This is a genomic window from Ralstonia sp. ASV6 (assembly GCF_016429285.1).
GTDB classification, from domain to species: Bacteria; Pseudomonadota; Gammaproteobacteria; order Burkholderiales; family Burkholderiaceae; genus Ralstonia; species Ralstonia flaminis.
Genome location: NZ_JAELUI010000021.1, coordinates 1 through 22499, shown reverse-complemented (window position 1 = coordinate 22499; position 22499 = coordinate 1). Strand labels below are relative to the sequence as shown.

Below are 22499 nucleotides of genomic sequence, written 5' to 3'. Positions count from 1 at the left end.
AATCGGCTGCCTTACCAGCGCGAGGTGTGGTCTTCCGTCACGCCGGGCAGCCCCTGCACGGCATGCCGGATGCCAGTGTCCGGATCCACAATCTCGCCATCAAAATGGCCGATCGGCTGGATATAGCGGCTGGCAGCGATGAGCAGGTTTTTGTTCTCGCTGCGCGCGCCTTCCGGCGTGAATGTCAGGTCTACCTGACGATTGGTGCTGCGGATGTGCCACGGTTGCAGCGGCTGCTTCGCGTCGAATTCAAATTCGACCGCGCCGACTCGGATCAGCTTGCCATGCAGCCACACGGCGTTTTCGGCATCCCCCATATAGCCCTGCTGCAGGTTGAAGCCCATGTCACGACTGTGCGCGCTGGCCCAGCGCCAATGCGTTTCCCGCGCCAGCAGGCCGTTCGAGTAATCCAGCGATGCCACGGCGCCATCCAGCCCATAGCGTTTGTCCGGGCAATCGGCGGTGCCACTGACCCTCAGCCCGCCGCTCTTGTGCGTTGAGTGCGCGAGCCAATTGGCGGGGGCAATGGATGCCAGCACTGGTGGCATGCCAGCCAGTTGGATGTCTGCCGCCAGCCGCAGCTTGGGTGACTGAATGGTCAGGGTCAGGGCATCGCGTTTGCGCTGGAAGGCCATGCGGCAACTTCCCGCCGTGAAAGACGCGTGACCAAAAGCGCGGTCTTCCATCTTTGCCGACAGACCCGGCAATCCATTTGCACTTGTCGCACCAGCAACTTTCCGGCGTTGCCGGTCGAACAGGTAGGCGAACGCTGTGCCAGTCCAACCCACGTCAACAATCGCCGCACCGATGAAGTAATCCGGATGCGCAATTGCGGCATATTGCCAACGCTTGTGATGCAGCTTGCGGGTCAGCCGCTGGTAGAGCGTGGTTTGCAGCGGCTGCCAGTCCAGCTGTTCCACGATCCCCTCATACATGCCAAACGCAGGCAGGCCGTGTTCAAGCACCAGTTGGCTGGGCGCTGCCGGAAGGCGCGATGTAGTCATGGCGTGTCGCGTAGGTCGTGGGCGGAGTGCGCTGACTCTACACGCCACCTGACGTGACATGTGGCGTTTGAAGTGGCTGTATGGACGTGTGTTGCAGCCATGCTGGGTGTGCGCCGCGCCTTAGCGACTGACCGATTTCAGCTTGAGAGCGGCCATCAATACGTTGCATCGACCGGTTGAATCCGCAGCCAAGAGTTGACGTTCAGTAATATGAATCCCATTGAGTCCTGCTCAGGAGGCGGCTCCGTATGCTTTCACTCGACGAAATGGCTCGGCAACGCAACGTTTCTATATTTCGTTCGCGAGCACTTGAGGTCGCGACTATCCCGGTCGCATGCACCAAACACGTTGACGTGGGGTTCTATGCAAAAGAGAAAGCGCGACTGGTCAATCCGCTGTCCTATCTGACGAAAGTAGAAATCCGCCCTGGGCTTTTTGCGTACGGAAAACAAGCGCCCAGCCTTGTTCAAGCCATCGCCGCAGACAGCGAACTGTGCAGTGCTCTGGATACGCTGCTCAAGAACTATGCGTGGGCTATCGAATGGAGTGATGGGCTCCTCCACGCCCGCGTGAATCTCTGGAAAGCAACGATTGATGGTGACTCGACTGGCGGCGAACGATTCTTGTCCACCCTTGAGACCGTTGCAAAACACATTGGCGACATCGGCAACGGACGCAGTCAGATAGTTGCCCACCTTTCGCCGTTGGCCCTTGGCCCGACGTGGCTTCGCAGCCGAGCAGTGTTTGCGGGATTCGCAGCAGGACTGGCCGTTGCCGGCTTGCTCTTCCTTGTTATCCGCAACATCCACTGAGAACTGTAGACAACTCAATGCCGAAGGACAGGAGGTCCAAGGCTCGTATCAAGTCCTCCGTTTGGCCCCTGGGGCTGAGCGTTCTCTATCGGCCAAATTCGGCCACTCATCATCCTGCTTCCGCTGTTGGGAAACGGTGCACTAAGGGCATTCCGGGCCCCGACGCTCAGCTCGCAGTGGCCGAAGAAATGCCCGAGCGCTACGATCTATGCTCACCGTCCGCTGCTTCGCTGTTGAAGACTTCTTCAATGCCTCGTCATCACCACCACGTCTACGTTGTCGAACTCTCGCGGCAAGTGCTGGCCGAAGCGCGCTTCATGAGAGCAAATCCCGACTACCTGGGTGACAAGCCTTGCGTTTATGTGGGCATGACAGGACAGTCGCCGGACGTGCGCTTTGACAAACACAAGGCAGGGCTGAAAGCGAACCGGTTTGTGCGGGAGTATGGCTTGCGTCTGATGCCGGAGCTATACGAGTGCTTCAACCCGATGCCTTACGAAGCGGCGCGGGAGATGGAAGTGGAGCTGGCGATCGGTTTGCGCGAGGAAGGGTACGCGGTGTGGCAAGCGTAAATCGATGACTGGCGCTGGAGCCTGGGCGTGTTGGCGCCGATCGTCAGTGCCGACTGTCCGGCCAAGAACAGACATTCCCGTATCCACAGAACTGATAGACCACATGCTCAGGCGACGATGGTCACCCGGGGCCAGCGTTCGGTGTAGCGTTTCTGCGCAATGCGCTCCCGATAGGTTTCGAAGCTCACACGGGCGGGGTTTCGGCGGATGACCATGCCAAAAAGATCATCAAGGCCGTGAGGAGCAATGACGGTGATCGAGTCGTCTGCATTGAGCGTGAGCCCTACCGATGTGGCGCACTCGGGCCATGAGCCCACCGCGTCTTCAAGCGACACAAGAGGCCGCACGGCGTATCCGAAGGTGGCTTGAAACCAGGTATGTACGGCCGCCTGGTTGGCCACTTCCCACTGCACACATGGGTGTGTCGCAACGAGCTGACGTTGAATGTCGCGCTCTCGCTGGGGCGAAAGATCGCTCTCATCAAAGTACGCCAAATCGAGGTCCGCCAGAGCAGAGGGCGAACTGAACGCGTGAAGCGCGTCCCAGACAAGATTGCGAACGGCACCAGCCCCGATGCACCACGAATCGAGTTGTAGATTGCGGGCAGCGACAAGCGCAGAGAAAAACCAGGGTGACTGCCGCGTAATGGTCACTAGGCGTGCCTCAAGACTCATTGGATCGCCCCTGAAGGGATTGCTGACCTGCAAATCAAACGCATGCGTTTCTTGTGACACACGCAACCCGCGTACCGGCTACCTGACGAAGAGAGGCGATCCATCTAAGACGTGTGCAAGGCACGTGCCCACCCGACGCCTCACGCCCCAACAACCTTGTTCTTCCCCGTACGCTTGGCCTCGTACATGGCACGATCGGCCCGCTGGATGGCGTCCATGGGCGCTTCATCCTTGGCGAGTTCCGCCACACCCGCAGAGAACGTAACGAAGAGCCGCGTATTGCCGGCAACAAAGAAGCGTTGAGTCAGCGCGCGCTGGAGCCGCACGATGGCTTGCACGCCGTCTTCCAGGCACGTATCGGGCATCAGGATGACGAACTCCTCGCCACCAAAGCGCGCGAGCGTGTCTTGGGGGCGCATTGCTTCGCGCGCGACCTGGGCCAGATGCGAGAGAGCATCGTCGCCAAAACTATGCCCATGCGCATCGTTGATCGACTTGAAGTTGTCGATATCGAGGAAGGCGATGGACAGCGCAGATTTCAGATGCGCGGCGCGGGCAACCTCGCGCGCCAGTGCTTCTTCCAGACCCTTGCGATTGAGCGCGCCGGTCAGCAAGTCATGACGCGCCGATGCCGATGCCAGGTCGAGCGCCTGATGCAGCCGCGCCACTTCGGCCGCGGCCTCTTCTGCCCGCTTTTTCATGGCTGACAGCTCTTCGTGATGGCGTGCTGAAACCAAGGACATCCAACGGGTGGCCGCCAGCGCGTCTTGGATCACGGGTGCAATGTCGGAGATCGTGCGGGCCGATTCGATCTTCTTGATGCACGCCTCCATCTGGCGGTGGTGCTCGCCCGAGCTTTCCGCTGCCGAAGACAGCCGCTCCAGAAAGGACGCCAGCAGCCACTTCATCTCTTCCTGGGCTTCGAGCGACTTCGCCTTCAACGCGCCCTGCTTCTGGATCACCTCTTTGAGGCGCCGGCGCACGTCTTCCAGCCGGCGCAGGCTCACGGGGGCCTCGCTGGCCTTCATCAAGGCTTCGATCTGCCCGCGCAGCCAGCGGTCATCAAGCGATAGCTCGCCAATGTTCTCAAACACAAGCTGCAGCAGATTCAGCAACGATTTGCGGATCTCGTTCTGATCTACCGCCGCCAGGGACAGCCGCTGGTTGAACGTCGCCAGCTTGGTGTTCAGGCTGCCAAGGGTTTCCGAGTCTGAGCGGCAGGCCTTGATCAGCACCCGCGCCGAGGGGCCGATCGTCGTGTTGTCATCGCCCAGCGCCGGCAAGCAGTACTCAACCGTGCGTGCGAGCTGTTCGCACAACTCCCGCACCAGCGCCATCCGCTCCGCTTCGTGGGCGTGGAGGCTGGGCTTGCTGCCGGCAATTTCGTGGTAGATCGAGGCAAAGTTGTCTGGCGTGGGAGGCAACCTGCGTGAGGCCAGCAGCTTGAGGGCGTGCCGAGCGGTCTCCGAGGGATTTTTTTCTGTCATACCTAAGCTGCAGGTTCGCGGGGCGGGATTCGAAGGCGATTGTCCATGGTTACACGCGCAGAGGACAGTCGATCAAAAGTTGGTGTGGGGGTTTTGCTGCATGGGTGGCGTCAACGTTTTCGGATGGGATTGATACGGCAGCGAGTGAAGACACCGAACTCAGCGCCTTGTGAATAGGCAAAGACTCCCCTGAGTGGCGTTGTCACATGCTTCGGCTAGGATTCCAGTCGCAGCGCAAAGCAATCAGACAGATGCCGGGCCAAAGAACTGGGGGGATTCATGTCGTATCGCATGCAGCGACTGGCTTGCATCGTGCCGTTTGTACTGCTGACGGGATGCGCCACACCACCGCTACCGCTGGCGGAGGTCAAGGCGCCTACCAGCGGATGCAACGAGCCTCCACCGGTCTATCCGGCTGAAGCTCGACGAGCGCGGGCCGAAGGCCGGGTCGTTGTCTCTGCCGTCATCGAGGCGGATGGGACGGTCTCGGAAGCGAAGGTCAGCGAGTCTTCCGGCAATGCCCTGCTTGACGGGGTCGCGCTGCATGCCGTTCAGTCGACCAGGTGTGCGCCGTTCAAAGACCCTGAAACGGGTCATGCGATGCGCGTCTCCTTCTCAAAGCCCTTTGTCTTCAGCACGGACGGCGCCACCATTCGCACGGCAGCCTTATCCCCGGACTTGTCAGCGGCAACGCTTGCGTACGCTGAAAAGGTGCGTGCCAAGGTGAGGTCAAACCTCTTGGTCTCGGATGGCAACCTGCCAAGTGACATCAGCGCGGTGGTCAGGGTGTTGCTCGGTCCAGACGGCGCGGTATTGCGCGCCACGCTGCAAAAATCCAGCGGCGTGACGACCTACGATGACGCGGTGCTCAAGGCGATAGAGCGCTCGTCTCCGTTGCCCTTGGAGAAGCCTGGGCAGGTTGGCAGCAGAACGATTGTTCTTACGTTCAAGCCTTAGTGGTTGGGCGCTGCGGTAGTGCAGGCCTGGCACGCCGATTCTCGGAAGCAGTTCTGGACAGCTGCCGCAGCGTTCAGAACAACACACATGGCGTTCAGAACCCGACACCTGAGGTTCCGAACTCCAAGCGCGGTGTTCACGAACCGCATGCGTGGCGTTCCGAACGCCACACCCCCGAGTTCTGAACCCCAAATGCAGAGTCCAGAACGCCAACCGTGGGGTTCTGAACCTCACGCAGACAGTCCAGAACGCCATATGCCGGCGTTCCGAACCGCATCCGCAGGGTTCCGAACGCCATCGGCATAGGAATCCGCCTCGACTTGCGATCAAAACGGCCATCACGGGGCCGTCTCCTATTGATCGGGTGCGCTGCGGTGGCCAATCTCCCGCGCTCGTGCTCGCCAGCACGACTTAGCCACCCCAAGAAGAGGAATGCAATGTCACAGAATTTGGTTTCGTTTCAGCTCACCACCACCGACCTGACCGCTATTGACGGTGCACTGAAGACCCTGGAAGACAGGCTCACCGGCCTGATTGACCTGACCATCGAGCAGCGCCGCTTCCTGACGAAGATGGGCGATAAATCCGAGGCATTCGCCCGCAAGGCGGTGGAGGTGCTGGGCAACAACCCCAACGTGCTGCCCGGCAACTTCAACATCGCTGAATTGCGTCGCGATCTGGCTGCGTTCGATCTGCTGCGCAGCCGTTTGGTGCGTCTGGACCGGTTGCAGGAGCGGATGTCTGACACGCAACTGGCGCTGGGCAGCGATGTGATGAACGCCGCGCTGGAGGGTTACGCCTTCCTCAAGGTTGCCGGTCAGGGCGAAGGGTTGGATACGGCGCGGAAGGCGTTGTCGGTGCGGTTTGCCAAGGGGCCGAGGAAGAAGGAGGCCGAGTTGGCTGCGGCGTGAGTGAGCCGGTAGCTGTTGTCTGAAATTAAAGCCGCCTTGGGCGGCTTTTCTCGTTCCGTCCCTATACCTCTACCAGAAGAATCATTCCCATATTCGGTAGGGTGCGCGACGAGCTGTGCCGAATACCTGCAGGCATGTCCGACCCACACGAGGGTGGGGTATCAGGTGTTGAAAATTTGGAGTGGAGTGGGTATCCAGTGTGGCGAGCAAGAAAATCGGCTTCGCCATAAGTGTTTGATAAAAATGGTGTCGTATATAGGGGGTTATATATGCTCGTACGGACGGTTGGATTCTTCTGGAGGGAAGATCACGTGTTCTGGGGGAAGGGTAATCAGGCCGGCCGCCTTCTCGGTGTTCCGCCAAATGGGAAAACCTCTATACCAGTCGATTTCCGCGAGCAAATTGGCATCTACGTTTTGTATGCCGACTACAAGGTTGTATACGTTGGGCAGGCTGGCGTGGGTAAACAGTCCTTGTTCACACGACTAAAGCAGCACCGAAAAGATGATCTTGCTGGAAGGTGGGACCGGTTTTCTTGGTTTGGTCTTCTGAGGGTTGTTGGCACGGGAGTGAACCAGAAACTTGCCAGCAGAACTACGGCTCTCCACCCCAATCTTCCTGATGTGCTAAATCATATCGAGGGAATCTTGATCCACGCAGTCGAGCCCAGCATGAACAGTCAGGGCGGTCGCTTTGGAGAAAACGTCACTCGCTACCATCAGGTAAGAGATTCTCGCTTGGGTTTGACACAGGAGCAGATGTTGCGGGAACTCTGCAAAGCACAAGGAATCACCGTGTAAATCAGGCAATTATCAATTACTAGGAAATGTCATGCGTCCAATCGCTTTGCTATTAGCCAGCATAGGCTTCGTGTTCGGCATCGCAGCCGCATTCTATTGGTGGAGAGCTAGTCGGATAACTGTCAATCCGAATTGGCCCGCCGGAATTGCTCCTGTGGTTCCAGAGCTGGAGCAACTTGGTTGGAACGTGGCGTTTATCAAGATGGCTGAACAGTCGGGGTCACTCAATCGAATAGCGGCTGCACTGACGGCAATTGCTGTGGTATTTACGACGGCCTCGAGTGTCGCCGGTCTTCTACCGTAACGGGATAGGGATCAGGCGGTACATTTAAAAACCAGGGAGCATGACCTAGTGGCAACTAACAAGAACCAACATTTCGTTCCGCGCTGTCACTTGCGCCCATTTACGTTGGAAGAAAAAGGGCTCGCGATCAGCTTGATCAACCTTGATCGCAAGAGGCTAGTGCCCAACGCGCCTGTGAAAAATCAGTGTTCTAAGGACTATTTCTACGGAACCGACGAAAATCTTGAGAATGCAATACAAACAATCGAATCTGGGTATGCTCGTGCTTTGCGTGAGGTGGTGCATGACAGTCATAGCCTATCAGAAGACCATAAGATAGTCTTCCGTACGTTTTGGTTATTTCAACACCTTAGAACCGAAGCAGCCGCTATTCGATCTGTTCAATGGGCGGAAACCTCTAGAAATCTCGCGGACCTGCCTCCCGAAGAGTTCACACTTAGCATCAAAGATGCCGTGCAAATGGCATGCCGAAATTTTGCTGCCACCATGCACGAAATAGACGACTTAAAATTTTGCATCATAAAAAACAAGTCGGATGTGCCTTTTATCACATCGGATAATCCGGCGGTGTTAACGAACAAGTGGCATCTCGATAATGATGAGTTGCGGAGAAGATCTTTTGGGATCGGGTCTGCAGGGGTGCTTGCAATTTTACCTCTCACACCAAAGCTATTGTTTTTAGGCTATGACGGAGATGTGTACAGCATTTCAAACGAGCGTGGCGTGCTCGAAATCAAAAATAATCGAGATGCGATTGCATTGAATCGGCATCAATTTCTTCAATGCGTAGCGAATGTCTACGTGCATGACACCACGCTCGAAAAGAATTTAATTGGGCATTACTCTGATGTCGAGCAATTTCGTCCCAAGGAGCGCCACATAATTCATTATGCTCAAATCGATGGCGTAGTTGATGGTCATGCTCGGTATGTGGTGATTCCCCCAGAAGAGCGCGACAAAACAAAGGACGCGCTCATGCATTCACAAATCATTCATCCTCATCCGAGAATTTGGCCAAGCCAGATTCGAATTCGATCAAAAGGCGCGGTCTATACAAACGGTACTGGCATGGGCTATGTCCGATATTCCCGTGCGGTCATGTCACCGACGCGAGATTTCTGGCGGGAGCGCCCGTGAACATGTGGTCTGGCTGACCGTTGCGAGGGGCACAAATGCTTGCCGTAGATCCACCATTTTTTGCGGAGGGGAGCGTCGTCTTCAGCATTGGCGAGCTTTTGGTGTTGATCATCGGCTAAGCAAGGTGTCGATAGCAGGCGTTTGATAGGCGGCTCGTTTTTACACCGCGTTTACACCCCTCCCCCCAACCTTTACCCCGTTTTTACCCCCCTTTCCCTAATGTTGCACTGCACGCAGGCCCACTGACGGGAGCCCGCGTGCACGCCGCATCCGGTTCCAGTCGGGCGCCTGAGCGCCGGGCCGGGCGGCACCTAAAACAACAAGGGAAAGGTCCATGCAAGCCAAGCAGGTTTCTTTGCGCGCCACCGTCATCGGTGGCGTTGTCATGTTTGCCGCAGCACTGTCCAGCGCGGCCGCTTACGCACAATCCAACGATGCTGCGCCGGCACCTGCCGCCGCGCCTGCCAGCCCGCTCACGGCCAACCTGACGCTGGCCAGCCAGTACCGCTATCGCGGGATCATGCAAACCAACAACAAGCCGGCCATTCAGGGCGGCTTTGACTACGCACTGCCCAACGGTTTCTACGTCGGCAACTGGAACTCGTCGATCAGCTGGCTGGGGGATTCCAACCCCAACGTGTCGGCCCCCATCGAGATGGATTTCTACGGCGGCTACAAGACCGAGCTGATGAAGGACGTCCCGATCGACGTGGGCGTGCTGCAGTACTACTACCCCGGCAGCTACCCCGACGGGTACACCCGCCCGCACACCACCGAAGGCTATGCACAGATCGGCTACGGCCCGGTCTCGTTCAAGTACTCGCACGCGTTCTCCAACCTGTTCGGTTTTGCCGATAGCCACCACAGCCAGTACTTCGACCTGTCGGGCAACTTCGACACCGGCTTCTGGGGCCTGACGCTGAACCTGCACGTGGGCTATCAGCAGGTGCCGCATCAAGTGGTGCGTACGTCCTATGCCGACTGGAAAGTGGGCGTGACGAAGGATTTCGGTTCGGGTTGGACAGCTTCCTTGTCCTATATCGACACCAACGCATCGCGTCTGGCCTACACCAATACACGGGGCAGCTACATGGGCAAAGCCACCGCCCTGCTCGCCGTGACCAAAACGTTCTAACCACCTGACAGAAAAAGGGGAGCGCTCATGGACTTCGTTTACCTCGCCGGCCTCGCGGTGCTGGCCTTGGCAGTGGGCGGGCTGCTCGCCCTGACTGCCCGGCTCGCCACACGTGATCAGCCCACCACGCACGCCATGGAGAAAAAGCAATGACCTGGCTCTATGTCTTGTCCGGGGCCATCACGGTGGTCCTGCTTGTCTATTTGTTCGTGGCCCTGCTGTGGCCCGAACGCTTCTAACAACAACGCGAGGCACACCATGAATGCGTTCCTCCTCCAGCTGGCGATCTACCTGATCGTGCTGCTGGTTCTGGCCAGGCCGCTCGGCTCGTACATGGCCGGCGTGTTTGGCGACAAACCTTCGCGCACCCACTGGCTCGGCCCCGTCGAGCGCTTGTTCTATCGCGTGGCCGGCGTCAACCCGCAGGCCGAGATGGGCTGGAAGCGCTATGCGGTGGCGGTCATCGTCGTCAACGTGCTGGGCGCGCTGGCGGTGTATGCGCTGCAGCGCATGCAGCAGTGGCTGCCGCTCAACCCGCAGGCCTTCGGTGCGGTCACGCCCGATTCGTCGTTCAACACGGCGGTCAGCTTTGTCACCAACACCAACTGGCAGGGCTATTCGGGCGAAAGCACGATGAGCTATCTCACGCAGATGCTCGGGCTGGCAGTGCAGAACTTCCTGTCGGCCGCCACCGGTATTGCGGTGGTGATTGCGCTCATCCGCGGCTTTGCGCGCCACTCGGCCAAGACCATCGGCAACTTCTGGGTCGATTTCACGCGCGCTACGGTGTACGTGCTGCTGCCGCTGTCGATCATCGTGTCGGTGTTCTTCATCAGCCAGGGCGCCATCCAGAACTTCGATGCGTACAAGGACGTGACCACCGTTACGGCCACCACGTACGACAACCCGAAGATGGACGCCAGCGGAAACCCGCTCAAGGATGCCCAGGGCAGCCCCGTGACGGAAAAGGCCACCACGCAAACGCAGACCCTGCCGATGGGCCCGGTTGCGTCGCAAGAGGCGATCAAGATGCTGGGCACCAACGGTGGCGGCTTCTTCAATGCCAACTCGGCACACCCGTACGAGAACCCCAACGCGCTGACCAACTTCGTGCAGATGCTGGCGATCTTCATCATCCCGGCGGCGCTGTGCTTTACGTTTGGCGGCATGGTGGGTGATCGTCGTCAGGGCTGGGCGGTGCTGGCAGCCATGGCGGTGCTGTTTGTGGTGCTGGCCTCGTTCGAGATGTGGTCGGAGTTGCATGCCAACCCCATGCTGGCCAACCTCGGCATCGACCAGGCCATCGGCAACATGGAGGGCAAGGAATCGCGCTTTGGCATCGTGGCGACGTCGCTGTTCGTGACCGTCACCACCTCGGCCTCGTGCGGTGCTGTCAATGCCATGCATGACTCGCTTACCGCGCTGGGCGGCTTCGTGCCGATGTTCCTGATGCAGCTGGGCGAAGTGGTGTTTGGCGGTGTGGGCTCGGGCCTGTACGGCATGCTGGTGTACGCCATCCTGGCCGTGTTCATCGCGGGCCTGATGATTGGCCGCACGCCGGAATACCTCGGCAAGAAGATCGAGGTGTTCGAGATGAAGATGACGTCCATCGCCATTCTCGTCACGCCGTTGCTGGTGCTGGTTGGCACGGCCGTGGCCGTGCTGGCTGCGGGCGGCAAGGCGGGCATCTTCAACCCCGGCACGCACGGCTTCTCTGAAGTGCTGTACGCCTTCTCGTCAGCCGCCAACAACAACGGCAGCGCGTTTGCGGGCCTGTCTGCCAACACGCCGTTCTACAACGTGGCGCTGGGCATTGCCATGTGGCTGGGCCGCTTCTGGATCATCGTGCCGGTGCTGGCCATGGCGGGCACGTTTGCCGCCAAGAAGCGCTTGCCGGTGACGGTGGGCACGCTGCCCACGCACGGCCCTCTCTTTGTCGTGCTGCTGATCGGCTCGGTGCTGCTGGTGGGGGCGCTGACCTACATCCCGGCATTGGCGCTTGGGCCCATTGCGGAACACCTCGCACGCTAACGCGCGCTGCAAACTCAATATCAACAGGTGCCTTATGGCTATCCGTTATCCAGAATCTGAACCGGCTGTGCGCACGGTCAAACACAAGCTTGAGCCGAGCGCCGATACGCAGCCGCAGGGTCGCAGCACGTCGCATACGCTGTCCGCCAAGGAGGTGCGCAAGCTGTCGATGTTCTCGTCGGCGCTGGTCAAGCCGGCCATTGTCGATAGCTTCCGCAAGCTCTCGCCGCGTGCGCAGGCCAAGAACCCGGTGATGTTTGTCGTCTACGTCGGCAGCATCCTCACCACCATCCTGTGGATCATGGCCTTGCGCGGCCAGGCCGAAGCCCCGGCGGGCTTCATCCTGGCGGTGTCGGTGTGGCTGTGGTTCACGGTGTTGTTTGCCAACTTTGCTGAAGCACTGGCCGAGGGCCGCAGCAAGCAGCAGGCTGCATCGCTGCGCGGTATCAAGACCACGGTGCAGGCCAAGGTGTTGGCCGATGCACGCCGCCGTGACCGTGTGGAGGCCCGCGCCGCCACCGCGCTGCGCCGCGACGACATTGTCCTCATCGAAGCCGGCGACATGGTCCCGGGTGATGGCGAGGTGATCGAAGGCGTGGCCTCGGTGGATGAAAGCGCCATCACAGGCGAATCTGCTCCGGTCATCCGCGAGTCGGGTGGGGATTTCTCGTCGGTCACGGGCGGCACGCGCGTGCTGTCGGACTGGATCATCGTGCGCATCACCGCCAACCCGGGCGAGAGCTTCCTGGATCGGATGATCTCGATGGTGGAAGGCGCCAAGCGCCAGAAGACCCCCAACGAGCTGGCGCTGACGATTCTGCTGGTGAGCCTGACCATCATCCTGATGCTGGCCACTGTCACGCTGCTGCCGTACTCGCTGTTCTCGGTGGAAGCGATGAAGGCCGGCAGCCCCATCACGATTACCGTGCTGGTGGCGTTGCTGGTGTGCCTGATCCCGACCACCATCGGCGGGTTGCTGTCGGCCATTGGCGTGGCAGGCATGAGCCGCATGATGCAGGCCAACGTGATCGCCACGTCGGGCCGCGCAGTGGAAGCCGCTGGTGACGTGGATGTGCTGCTGCTCGACAAGACCGGCACGATCACGCACGGCAACCGTCAGGCATCGCGTTTCATTCCCGCACCCGGCGTGACTGCCAAGCAGCTGGCCGAAGCGGCATGGCTGTCGTCGCTGGCCGATGAAACGCCGGAAGGCCGCAGCATCGTCACGCTGGCCCGCAACTTGGGTGAGGCGGCCATCGATGAGGCCGCGCTTTCCAAGACGCAGCCGGTGTACGTTGCCTTCTCGGCGCAAACGCGCATGAGCGGTATCAACCTCAGTTCTCACACCCCGCAGAACGGCGAGGCGCGCCAGATCCGCAAGGGCGCCGCCGATGCCATCCGCACGCATGTGACGCTGCTGGCCGGCAAGTTTCCGGAAGCTGTGTCCACCGCTGTGGATGACGTGGCGCGCCAAGGCGGTACGCCGCTGGTGGTGTCCGACAACGAGCGTGTGCTCGGCGTGGTGGAGCTGAAGGACATCGTCAAGGCCGGCATTCGCGAGCGCTTTGCCGAGCTGCGCCAGATGGGCATCAAGACGGTGATGATCACCGGCGACAACCGCCTGACCGCAGCGTCCATCGCCGCAGAAGCCGGTGTCGACGACTTCATCGCCGAGGCCACGCCCGAGACCAAGCTCGCGCTCATCCGCGAACACCAGGCACAAGGCCGCCTTGTCGCCATGACGGGTGACGGCACCAACGATGCCCCCGCCCTTGCGCAAGCCGACGTGGCCGTCGCCATGAACAGCGGCACGCAGGCCGCCAAGGAGGCCGGCAACATGGTCGACCTGGATTCCAGCCCGACCAAGCTGATCCAGATTGTCGAGATCGGCAAGCAAATGCTGATGACGCGCGGCTCGCTGACCACGTTCTCGATCGCTAACGATGTGGCGAAGTATTTCGCCATCATCCCGGCGGCGTTTGCGACCACGTATCCGCAGCTGGCCGCACTGAACGTGATGCATCTGGCGACGCCGGCATCGGCCGTGATGAGTGCGGTGATCTTCAACGCGCTGATCATCGTGTTCCTGATCCCGCTGGCGCTCAAGGGCGTGAAGTACCGCGCGCTGGGGGCAGCCTCGCTGCTGCGCCGCAACCTCTTGATCTACGGCCTGGGCGGCCTGCTGCTGCCCTTCCCGGGCATCAAGATCATCGACATGTTCCTGGCCGCAATGGGCTGGGTCTAAGGACTAAGGAACGAAGGAGAACTTCATGGCAACCACGACACAACCTGTGCAGCCCGACGTGCCGCAGCAAGGTGGGCTGCTGCGCGCGGCGCTGGTGGTCTTCGTTGGCCTGTCGCTGATTACCGGGGTGCTGTATCCGGTGGTGGTGACGGGCATCGGCAAGGGACTGTTTCCGGCGCAGGCCGGTGGTTCGATCATCGAGCGCAACGGCAAGCCCGTGGGCTCGTCGCTGATCGGGCAGAACTTTGATACGCCGCAGTATTTCTGGGGGCGCATCTCGGCCACCTCACCCAACCCGTATAACGCGCAGGCTTCGGGTGGCTCCAATCTGGGGCCGAGCAATCCGGCGTTGACGGAGCAAGCCAAGGCGCGGATTGCGGCGCTTAAGGAAGCGGACCCGACCAACACCGCACCGATCCCGGCTGACCTCGTGACGGCTTCGGGTAGCGGCCTGGACCCGCAGATCAGCCCGGCTGCTGCTGCATACCAAGTTGAGCGCGTGGCGAAGGCTCGCAACATGCCGGTCGAGACGGTGAAGAAGGTCGTGGCTGAGAACACCAAGGGGCCGATCCTTGGTGTGTTTGGCGAAGCGACGGTCAATGTGCTGGAGCTCAACCTGGCGCTGGACGATTTGAAGTGAGCGTTTTTTGAGTCGGGCGCCGGTGGTACGTCCCCTATTTCGTGCCCTGCCGGGCCCGACTCACTTTCTTTGTCTTGCCAAAGAAAGTAAGCAAAGAAAGGCGCGCCCGAGATGGCGACTTCCCCTTGGATTTTTGTAACCGTGCGGAGAAGGGGGCAAACTCGCTGCGCTCAAACAGGCCCCCTTCTTTTTTCCGCCCGCTTACAAAAATCCAAGGCACCATCAAGGGCATGAAAGGCCAAACCGTTGGTTTGCAAGCGGCAACGCGAGTGGACCAACGGTTTGGTTTTTGTCTTTTGACGTTCCTGCCCTATGCGGCGCCTTGAATTTCTGTTGCAAGGAGGAAAACGAGGGGAGGCTTGTTTGAGCGAAGCGAGTTTGCCTCCGCTCCCTCCTTGCGACATAAATTCAAGGAGTCTTTCGCCGCATCGGGCGCGCCTTTCTTTGCTTACTTTCTTTGGCAAGACAAAGAAAGTGAGTCAGCCCCGGCAGGGGATGAAACAAGGGATGGACCACCAGCAAAAAAACCACCGAAAATACAAAGCATGACGGTCGATCAACGCCCCAATCCCGACACCCTCCTGGCCGAACTCCAATCCGACCAGGAACACGCCTCCCGCGGCAAGCTGCGCATCTACTTCGGCGCCTCCGCAGGTGTCGGGAAGACGTACGCCATGCTCTCCGCAGCCAAGGCTGCCCGCGCCCAGGGCATCGACGTCATCATCGGCCTGGTCGAAACTCACGGCCGTGCCGAAACCGCCGCGCTGGTTGCTGATCTCGAACACCTCCCCACCCGCCAGATTGATTACAAGGGCCGCGCCCTCCCCGAGTTCGACCTCGACGCCGCGCTGGCGCGCAAGCCCGCCCTGATCCTTGTCGACGAACTCGCCCACTCCAATGTGGCCGGCTCTCGCCACCCCAAGCGCTGGCAGGACATTGAAGACCTGCTCGCCGCCGGCATCGACGTGTGGACCACCGTCAACGTCCAGCACCTCGACAGCCTGAACGAGGCGGTTGGCAGCATCACCGGCATCCGCGTCTGGGAAACCGTGCCCGACGCCGTGTTCGACAGTGCCAACGAGGTGATCCTCGTCGACCTCCCCGCCGATGAGCTGTTACGCCGTCTGGCCGAGGGCAAGGTCTACATGCCCGAGCAGGCGCAGCACGCGGCACGCAACTTCTTCCGCAAGGGCAACCTCATCGCCCTGCGCGAACTCGCCCTGCGCCGCACCGCCGACCGCGTGGACGACGACGTGCAGGCCTACCGCCGCGCGCGCCGCATCGAAAACGTCTGGCGCACGCGCGAGACCATCGTCGCGTGCCTGGACCCGCAAGGCGATGGCGAGCAGGTGATCCGCAGCGCCGCGCGCCTGGCTGCCCAGCTCGAATGCGATTGGCATGCCGTGGCGGTGGTGATGCCGCATCTGCGCGCCGCGGATAGTCGTTCCGAGCGCCTGCACGCACTGCTCAAGCTGGCCGAAGATGCGGGCGCGAAGGTGGAGACGCTGGCCGGCACCAACGCGATCGAGGCCATCACCGGCTACATCCGCCGCCACAACATCACCAAGGCGGTGATCGGACGGCCGCCGGAGAAGCGCTGGCGCTCGCCGCGTGCAGTGGTCGTGGCGTTGCGGCTGGCTATCGGGCTGGAGCGCCGCTTGCCCAGCGGCGACTTTGCCGAGTCGCTCGCGCGGCATTGCCCGGAGGTGGATGTGATTCGCGCGGCGGCCGATCCGGCGCGTATCCAGCTCACGCCCAAGGCGGCTGCGTTCGGGCGCGTTGATGTCCGCACCGAGGTTGAGCGTGCGGCGGATGCCCAGCCCGGCTGGCTGACACCGGGTTATCTGGCCGCAGCGGTGTACGTGGGGATTGCCACGGCGCTCTCCAGCCTCGTGCGCCCGGTGTTCGACCTGGCCAACATCGTCATGCTGTTCCTGGCCGCCGTGGTGGCGGTGGCGATGCGCCACGGGCGCGGGCCGGCGGCGCTGGCATCGGTGCTGTCGGTGGCGCTGTTCGACTTCTTTTTCGTGCCGCCACGCTGGTCGTTCGCCGTGAGCGACGTGCAGTACCTGTTGACCTTCGGTGTGATGTTGGCGGTGGGTTTGCTGGTCGGCCAGCTCACCGCGGGCCTGCGTGAACAGGCCGAGGTGGCCGTGCAGCGTGAGGCCGCCGCGCGTGCGCTGTACGAGGCGGCGCGTGAACTGTCCGCCGCGCTCACCCTGGACCAGATCGTCAGCATTGGCGGGCGCTTCGTCAACGCGACGTTTGGCGGGCGCTGTGCCTTCTTCTTCGTCGGGCTGGATGGCCGGCTGGGTGCACCACAGATCGCCAAGCCGGAGGGTGCCGCTGCAATGTCCGAGGGGGGCAATGCGGCGCAGAATTCGGCACCCTCAGGCATGCCCAACCTCGATCGCGTGCTGGCCGATTGGACGTATCAACATGGCCAGCCCGCCGGCACCGGCACCCACACGCTGCCGTCGGGCTCGGTGCTCTATCTGCCGTTGAAGGCGCCGATGGCGATTCGCGGCGTGCTGGCGGTGGAGCCCGAAGCTTTCCAGGTGCTGGCCCAGCCCGACAACCGCCGTCAGATTGACGCCTGCGCCACGCTCGTCGCCATTGCCATCGAGCGTGTGCACTATGTGGAGATCGCCCAGGACGCGCTGGTGCGCATTGAATCGGAGCGGTTGCGCAATTCGCTGCTGGCGGCGGTGTCGCATGATTTGCGCACGCCGCTGACCGGGTTGGTGGGGATGGCCGAGACGCTTTCGCGCCCACAGCCCAATCAGCCACCGCTTTCGCCGCTGCAGGCGGAAGCCGCCGCTGCCATCGGCCAGCAGGCGCAGCGCATGCGCACGATGGTCACCAATCTGCTCGACATGGCCCGCCTGCAGAACCGCGAGGTCAAGCTGCGGCTGGAGTGGCAGTCGATTGAAGAACTGATCGGCGCGGCGCTGCAGACCATTCCCCTGCCCGATCACCGCGTGGTGGTGGACGACATGGCCGACCTGCCGCTGGTGCGCTGCGACGGCCCGCTCATGGAGCGGGTGCTGTCCAACCTGCTGGAGAACGCCGGCAAGTTTGCGCCGACCGGCACCGAGGTGCGTATCTCCGCGGCGATCGTGCAAGACGAAAAGCGCGGCCAGGAACTGCGCCTGCACGTGCGCGATCATGGCCCCGGCGTGCCCGCCGGCAGCGAGCGGATCATCTTCGAGAAGTTCACACGCGGTGAGAAGGAGTCCGCCACCACCGGCGTTGGCCTGGGCCTGGCCGTGTGCGAAGCCATCGTCAGCGCACACAACGGCCGCATCTGGGTCGAGAAGCCCGCCGATGGCGGCGCGTGCTTCGTCGTCGCCCTGCCCGCCGCCGAGCCGCCGCCCGTGGAAGTGGACGAGACCGAGTAGGCCAGCGACGACCTCACTGCCCGCCGCAAACCGGCATGGTGCCTGGCTTTGCACCGTCGCCCGGCATATCGACATGCCGAAAATATCGTTCGGCCGTCGGCGTCTCTATGACAGGATCACGTCACACACCGCCCGCTACCCGCGGGCGGCTTTCGTTCACGTATCCACGACAAAATCCACGAGGTTTCTCCATGTCTCTGTTCTCCCGCCTTGCGCGCGTGGCCGTACCGGCCATTGCATTTGCCGCCGCTGCCACCGTTTCTGCTGCAGCCAACGCCGACACCAAGCAGATCAAGCTCGGCACCATGAGCGGCCCCGATGCGCAAATCTGGGAAGTCGTGCAGAAGGTCGCCAAAAAGGACGGCCTGGACGTCAAGATCATCGAGTTCAACGACTATGCCCAGCCCAACCCCGCGCTCGACGCCGGTGACCTGGACGCCAACGGCTTTCAGCACCAGCCCTTCCTCGACAGCCAGATCAAGGCGCGCAACTACAAGATCGTCAACGTGGGCCTGACCTACGTGGCACCGATGGGCTTCTACTCGAAGAAGGTCAAGTCGTTTGCCGAGCTCAAGGAGGGCGCGAAGGTCGGTATCCAGAACGACCCGTCCAACGGCAACCGTGCCCTGCTGCTCCTGCAGAAGGCCGGCGTGATCAAGCTCAAGGCCGGTGCCGGCACGAACGGCAACAACGCCACCCCGCGCGACGTGGTCGAGAACCCGAAGAAGATCAAGCTGATCGAGCTGGATTCGGCCCAACTGCCGCGCTCGCTGGATGATCTGGACGTCGCTTCCATCAACACCGATTACGCGGTCAAGAACAACCTGTCGCCCACCAAGGACGCGATTGCGCTGGAAGACCGCCAAGGCCCGTACGCCAACCTGATCGCCGTGCGGGAGAAAGACAAGAACCAGCCGTGGGTGAAGACGCTGGTGCACGCCTACCAGTCGGAAGAGGTGCGCAAGTTCATCGATACGCAGTTCAAGGGGGCGATCCTGCCGGCGTTTTAATCGATACGCTCTGAGTGAGCGGATACTTTCTGGCTTGAACTAGAAGTCATTGGCGGCGCGCCGTGGGAAGGCTGAATTCCCACAGCGCGCCGCGTCGTTTGTTGCGCCGCGTCATCTTGTGACAGATGCAATCGTTTTCGCCACCCGTGGCGCCCTCACAACGCTTGTGGCCGCTTTGTGGCATTACGTAGTTCTACGTTATTGCAACGCAGCAAATGATTCGCTATAGTGGGAACTGTCTCCTCCACCCTCCTTGGTGGATTGTGGCCCGAGCACCTGGTGCTCGGGCTTTTTTCTTTGGCGCGTCCGATTGCTGTTCCTCACGGCCGCCTTGCCTCCTGGCCGATTCCGGCTACGCTCATTTTCTGCCCCCAAACCTCTGGGCGTTGCCCGATCGCAACGAGCACTTTTTTCAATCACGTGCTTTAAGCCGCCACTCCAGCGCAAGAGCCGCGTGTCGGACAGCGCCAGTGAAAGCGTCGCCTGAGTCACGCCAACGTCTCGAACGTGTGCGCAACCACGCGCTTTTTGCTTCTAACATCGCGAAACAGCGTCAGCTTTTGTCCTACAAGCGATTCGGCGGCATCCGGACAGTCCGATGGAGACCCCTCCACTAAACTTCACCTTGCTCTCTCTTTAGAGAGCACTCCCCCCCTTTTGAGCCCGCCCCTGTTGCGGGCTTCATTTTTTTAGGGCACGATTTCTGACATCCCGACACCGTCGACACCGGATGTCGGAAGCTCAAAAGGTTGGGGGAATCGCTCAAGGCCCGCGCAGTTGAAAAGCTGCGCGGGCTTTGTTTTTCTGGCGTCGCCGCCTGACAAGGGGCGCGCGCAGTGCTTCAATGACGGCACGCAGCGGATGCCGCACGGCGCAAAACGGGATGCGCCCTCCGCCCCATACCTACAACAAGAAGGACTGGTCGATGGAAGGTTTCGCACAACTCGCCGTGCTGGTGGTGGACGACCACCCCGTGCAACGTGCCGCTGCAAGGCAGCTGCTCCACACGCTGGGCGTGCAGCAGATCCTCACCGCCTGCGATGGCCGCGAGGCGCTCTACCTGCTCCAGCTCTGCCCTGTCGACCTCGTGCTGTGTGACATCGACATGCCCGGCATGAACGGCCCGCAGTTGATGGAGCAGATGCTGTTGCGTGGCGGCCAGGTGTTCCCCCGGCAGGCACCGGTGTGGGCCTGGGTCAGCGCCATGGATGCGCCGATCGTCGAGTCGCACGTGAGCCTGGCCGATGCCATTGGCCTCACGCACACGCATGGCGTGCAGAAGCCGCTGCGCCCCGCGCACGTGCTGCCGTTGCTGGAGGAGGCCGCCGCACGTGAGCACAGTCCCGCGCCCGCTGCGCAGGTCAGCGCACCGCAGTTTTCCGACGATGAACTTGCCGCGCTCATTCACGAGACGCCCGAGCAGATCGAGGTGGTTCTGCAACCGCAGCACGATCTCGCCAGCGACCAGATTGTGGGCGCCGAGGCACTGTGCCGATGGATTCATCCGGTGCATGGGCGCGTGTCGCCTGCCGCATTTGTGCCGCGCCTGGAGGCGCTGGGGCTGGCCGATGGCCTGTTCTTCCATGTGCTGGAGCATTGCGTGCGCGTGCAGCACGCGCTGGCCGCGCACGGGCATCCGGTGCCGATTGGCGTGAATGCCTCTGCGCAAACGCTCAGCCGCCCAGGCACCATTGAGCGGGTCGAATCCATTGTGCGTGAGGCGCGCATTGCACCGGCCTCCATCAGCCTGGAGCTCACCGAAGATTCGCCGGTGCCGGATGCGACGCAACTCACCATCGCGCTCAACCGCCTGCGCCTGCTTGGCCATCCGCTGGCCATCGATGACTTTGGCGTGGGCATTGCCACCCTCAAGCTGCTGGCGGACCTGCCCTTCACCATCCTCAAGGTCGACCGCTCGTTCACGGCCGCTGTCAACCAGACCAGCCAGCGCGGCGTGATCTGCCGCACCATGATCGAGCTGGCGCGCACGCTGCACCTGGAGTGCATCGCTGAAGGGGTGGAAACCGACGCGCAGCGCCAGACCTTGCGCGCGCTGGGCTGTGCAACTGGGCAGGGTTATCTGTGGGCGGCGCCGTTGTCGACCACGGCGTTTCTCGCGCACGTGCAGGCGGCCGCCTGATTGGCGTCGGCTTGGCTTGTGTTGCCGTCTCGTTCAGTTTCGTGCAGCCCTGATTGAAACGGCTTCTGCCCCGAAAGGTTACGGGGCATCGAAAGTAAGAAAAGTCTGATCCCATTGGGCATCGCGCGTGGGTATGGTTACCGGCACTCTTTTGCCGGCCCCCACATCCCATGACGGCTCCAATCTTTTCCGTTCTGCTGCGCCCGCAGATCGATCGCTCCTTCTTCGCTTCGCCGCGTCAATGCCGTACCCCGATCGACGGTGGGCTGCGGTGCGTTCAGGCGCCCGCGCAGCCAGCGCTTACCTGAGCGCGCGCCATGTCCCCATTCCTATCGATCGTGGCGGCAGACGATCATCCTGTGATCCTGATGGGGCTGACGGCCGCCATTGCGCAGTTTCCGCAGCAGCGCGTCGTTGCGCAGGCGCACGATGGGCATGAGTTGATGCAGGTACTCGACCATATCGACTGCGATGTCATCGTCACGGATTACCGCATGAACGGGGACCCGGCATTCGACGGCATGTCGTTGCTTGCACGCCTGCGCAAGCAGCATCCGAAGCGGGCGATCGTGGTCTGCACCATGGTGCACAACCCGGCCCTGCTGCGCAGCATGCGGCAGCTTGGTGTGGCCGCCATCGTGAGCAAGAGCGATGACCTGGTCTACGTCGGCCACGCCATCGCGGCGGCCGCGCGTGGTGCGCACTACTACAGCCCCAGCATCCTGGAAGAGAGTGGTCTCAATCCCAACGTGCGCAGCGTTTTCGAGACCCTGAGCGCGCGTGAGCGGGAGGTTGTCCGCTTGTATGCCGGCGGGATGGCTGTGTCGGAAATTGCGCGCAAGCTCGGTTCGAGCGTCAAGACCGTCAGCACCCAGAAGACGGCCGCGCTGCGCAAGCTTGGCCTGGCGCGCGAGACCGATCTTTTCCAGTTTGCCCGCACCAACGGGCTATCCCTGATCCACTGAGCGTGGCGCGTCAGACCGTGCGGCGGCTGACCGGTAGCGGCAGGGGTTGTGCCGGCGTCTCGGCGGCGGGCGATGCCGTTGTGGTGTTGGCGCCCATCAGCCAACCAAACAACGGTGTCGCCACCAGCGCACCGACCAGTTGCGCCAGCATGTAGCCGGGCACATCACCGGGGCGGATGCCCGAGGGGCCGTCGGTCAGCGCGCAGGCCAGCGCCAGCGCTGGATTGGCCAACGAAGATGACGCGGTGAACCAATACCCGGCTGCGATGTAGGT

20 protein-coding genes and 1 pseudogene are annotated in these 22499 nt (G+C 61.4%); 17 read left to right on the top strand and 4 right to left on the bottom strand.

The genetic code is table 11. From position 1 onward, the window contains the following. Positions 1-11 precede the first annotated feature (11 nt). Positions 12-1004, bottom strand: a complete 993-nt coding sequence (locus JHD73_RS05930) for a DUF2804 domain-containing protein (RefSeq protein WP_199028745.1) — start codon at positions 1002-1004, stop codon at positions 12-14. A 248-nt stretch (positions 1005-1252) separates the two neighbouring features. Here JHD73_RS05930 and JHD73_RS05925 point away from each other — a divergent pair, with 248 nt between their 5' ends. Then, a complete protein-coding gene (locus JHD73_RS05925; protein WP_199028743.1) occupies positions 1253-1816 on the top strand; it encodes a hypothetical protein in 564 nt (187 codons plus the stop codon). Between the two features lie 248 nt (positions 1817-2064). Continuing rightward, a complete protein-coding gene (locus JHD73_RS05920) occupies positions 2065-2388 on the top strand; it encodes a hypothetical protein (protein ID WP_199028796.1) in 324 nt (107 codons plus the stop codon). Between the two features lie 107 nt (positions 2389-2495). Here JHD73_RS05920 and JHD73_RS05915 read toward each other — a convergent pair whose 3' ends face one another. Further along, positions 2496-3062 (bottom strand): nucleotidyltransferase family protein, encoded by a 567-nt coding sequence (locus JHD73_RS05915; protein WP_199028794.1) that lies wholly within the window; start codon positions 3060-3062, stop codon positions 2496-2498. Positions 3063-3202: 140 nt separating this feature from the next. Further along, positions 3203-4549, bottom strand: coding sequence for a diguanylate cyclase (locus JHD73_RS05910; RefSeq protein WP_199028741.1), 1347 nt, complete (start codon positions 4547-4549; stop codon positions 3203-3205). Between the two features lie 279 nt (positions 4550-4828). On the opposite strand from JHD73_RS05910, the gene JHD73_RS05905 reads away from it, so the two are divergent. The 15 genes from JHD73_RS05905 to JHD73_RS05840 all read left to right on the top strand — a co-directional run bounded on the left by JHD73_RS05905 (position 4829) and on the right by JHD73_RS05840 (position 22225). Beyond that, positions 4829-5506 (top strand): TonB family protein, encoded by a 678-nt coding sequence (locus JHD73_RS05905; RefSeq protein WP_199028739.1) that lies wholly within the window; start codon positions 4829-4831, stop codon positions 5504-5506. Positions 5507-5943: 437 nt separating this feature from the next. After that, positions 5944-6417, top strand: a complete 474-nt coding sequence (locus JHD73_RS05900) for a hypothetical protein (RefSeq protein ID WP_199028737.1) — start codon at positions 5944-5946, stop codon at positions 6415-6417. A 269-nt stretch (positions 6418-6686) separates the two neighbouring features. Further along, the gene (locus JHD73_RS05895) at positions 6687-7217 is read left to right on the top strand and encodes a GIY-YIG nuclease family protein (protein ID WP_199028735.1); all 531 of its coding nucleotides are present in this window, start codon (positions 6687-6689) and stop codon (positions 7215-7217) included. A 31-nt stretch (positions 7218-7248) separates the two neighbouring features. Then, on the top strand, positions 7249-7521 hold the full coding sequence (locus JHD73_RS05890) for a hypothetical protein (protein ID WP_199028733.1): 273 nt from the start codon (positions 7249-7251) through the stop codon (positions 7519-7521). Between the two features lie 48 nt (positions 7522-7569). Further along, a complete protein-coding gene (locus JHD73_RS05885) occupies positions 7570-8658 on the top strand; it encodes a DUF4238 domain-containing protein (RefSeq protein WP_199028731.1) in 1089 nt (362 codons plus the stop codon). Between the two features lie 334 nt (positions 8659-8992). Further along, positions 8993-9793 carry a TorF family putative porin gene (locus JHD73_RS05880; protein ID WP_199028729.1) on the top strand — a complete coding sequence of 267 codons (801 nt, stop codon included), beginning with the start codon at positions 8993-8995 and terminating at the stop codon, positions 9791-9793. A 27-nt stretch (positions 9794-9820) separates the two neighbouring features. Next, complete coding sequence (locus tag JHD73_RS29495; protein WP_269848264.1) at positions 9821-9946, top strand: hypothetical protein; 126 nt, start codon at positions 9821-9823, stop codon at positions 9944-9946. Then, positions 9943-10032 (top strand): K(+)-transporting ATPase subunit F, encoded by a 90-nt coding sequence (kdpF, locus tag JHD73_RS05875; RefSeq protein WP_004628487.1) that lies wholly within the window; start codon positions 9943-9945, stop codon positions 10030-10032. The genes JHD73_RS29495 and kdpF overlap by 4 nt, the downstream gene beginning before the upstream one ends. A 19-nt stretch (positions 10033-10051) precedes the next feature. Next, positions 10052-11824, top strand: a complete 1773-nt coding sequence (kdpA, locus tag JHD73_RS05870) for a potassium-transporting ATPase subunit KdpA (RefSeq protein ID WP_199028728.1) — start codon at positions 10052-10054, stop codon at positions 11822-11824. A gap of 34 nt (positions 11825-11858) precedes the next feature. Beyond that, entirely contained in the window at positions 11859-14069 is a 2211-nt protein-coding gene (kdpB, locus tag JHD73_RS05865; RefSeq protein ID WP_199028727.1) for a potassium-transporting ATPase subunit KdpB, read from the top strand. 25 nt (positions 14070-14094) lie between these two features. Next, positions 14095-14709: a potassium-transporting ATPase subunit KdpC gene (kdpC, locus tag JHD73_RS05860; protein ID WP_199028726.1), complete on the top strand. Its 615-nt coding sequence runs from the start codon at positions 14095-14097 to the stop codon at positions 14707-14709. 545 nt (positions 14710-15254) lie between these two features. After that, a complete protein-coding gene (locus JHD73_RS05855; protein ID WP_199028725.1) occupies positions 15255-18110 on the top strand; it encodes a sensor histidine kinase KdpD in 2856 nt (951 codons plus the stop codon). A gap of 191 nt (positions 18111-18301) precedes the next feature. Next, positions 18302-19120, top strand: coding sequence for a MetQ/NlpA family ABC transporter substrate-binding protein (locus tag JHD73_RS05850; protein WP_199028724.1), 819 nt, complete (start codon positions 18302-18304; stop codon positions 19118-19120). 925 nt (positions 19121-20045) lie between these two features. Continuing rightward, positions 20046-21260 carry an EAL domain-containing protein gene (locus tag JHD73_RS05845; protein WP_199028792.1) on the top strand — a complete coding sequence of 405 codons (1215 nt, stop codon included), beginning with the start codon at positions 20046-20048 and terminating at the stop codon, positions 21258-21260. 317 nt (positions 21261-21577) lie between these two features. Beyond that, on the top strand, positions 21578-22225 hold the full coding sequence (locus JHD73_RS05840) for a response regulator transcription factor (RefSeq protein WP_199028723.1): 648 nt from the start codon (positions 21578-21580) through the stop codon (positions 22223-22225). A 10-nt stretch (positions 22226-22235) separates the two neighbouring features. Here the strand turns inward: JHD73_RS05840 and JHD73_RS05835 are convergent. Further along, a pseudogene (locus tag JHD73_RS05835) lies at positions 22236-22499 on the bottom strand (aquaporin family protein); the annotation flags it as partial.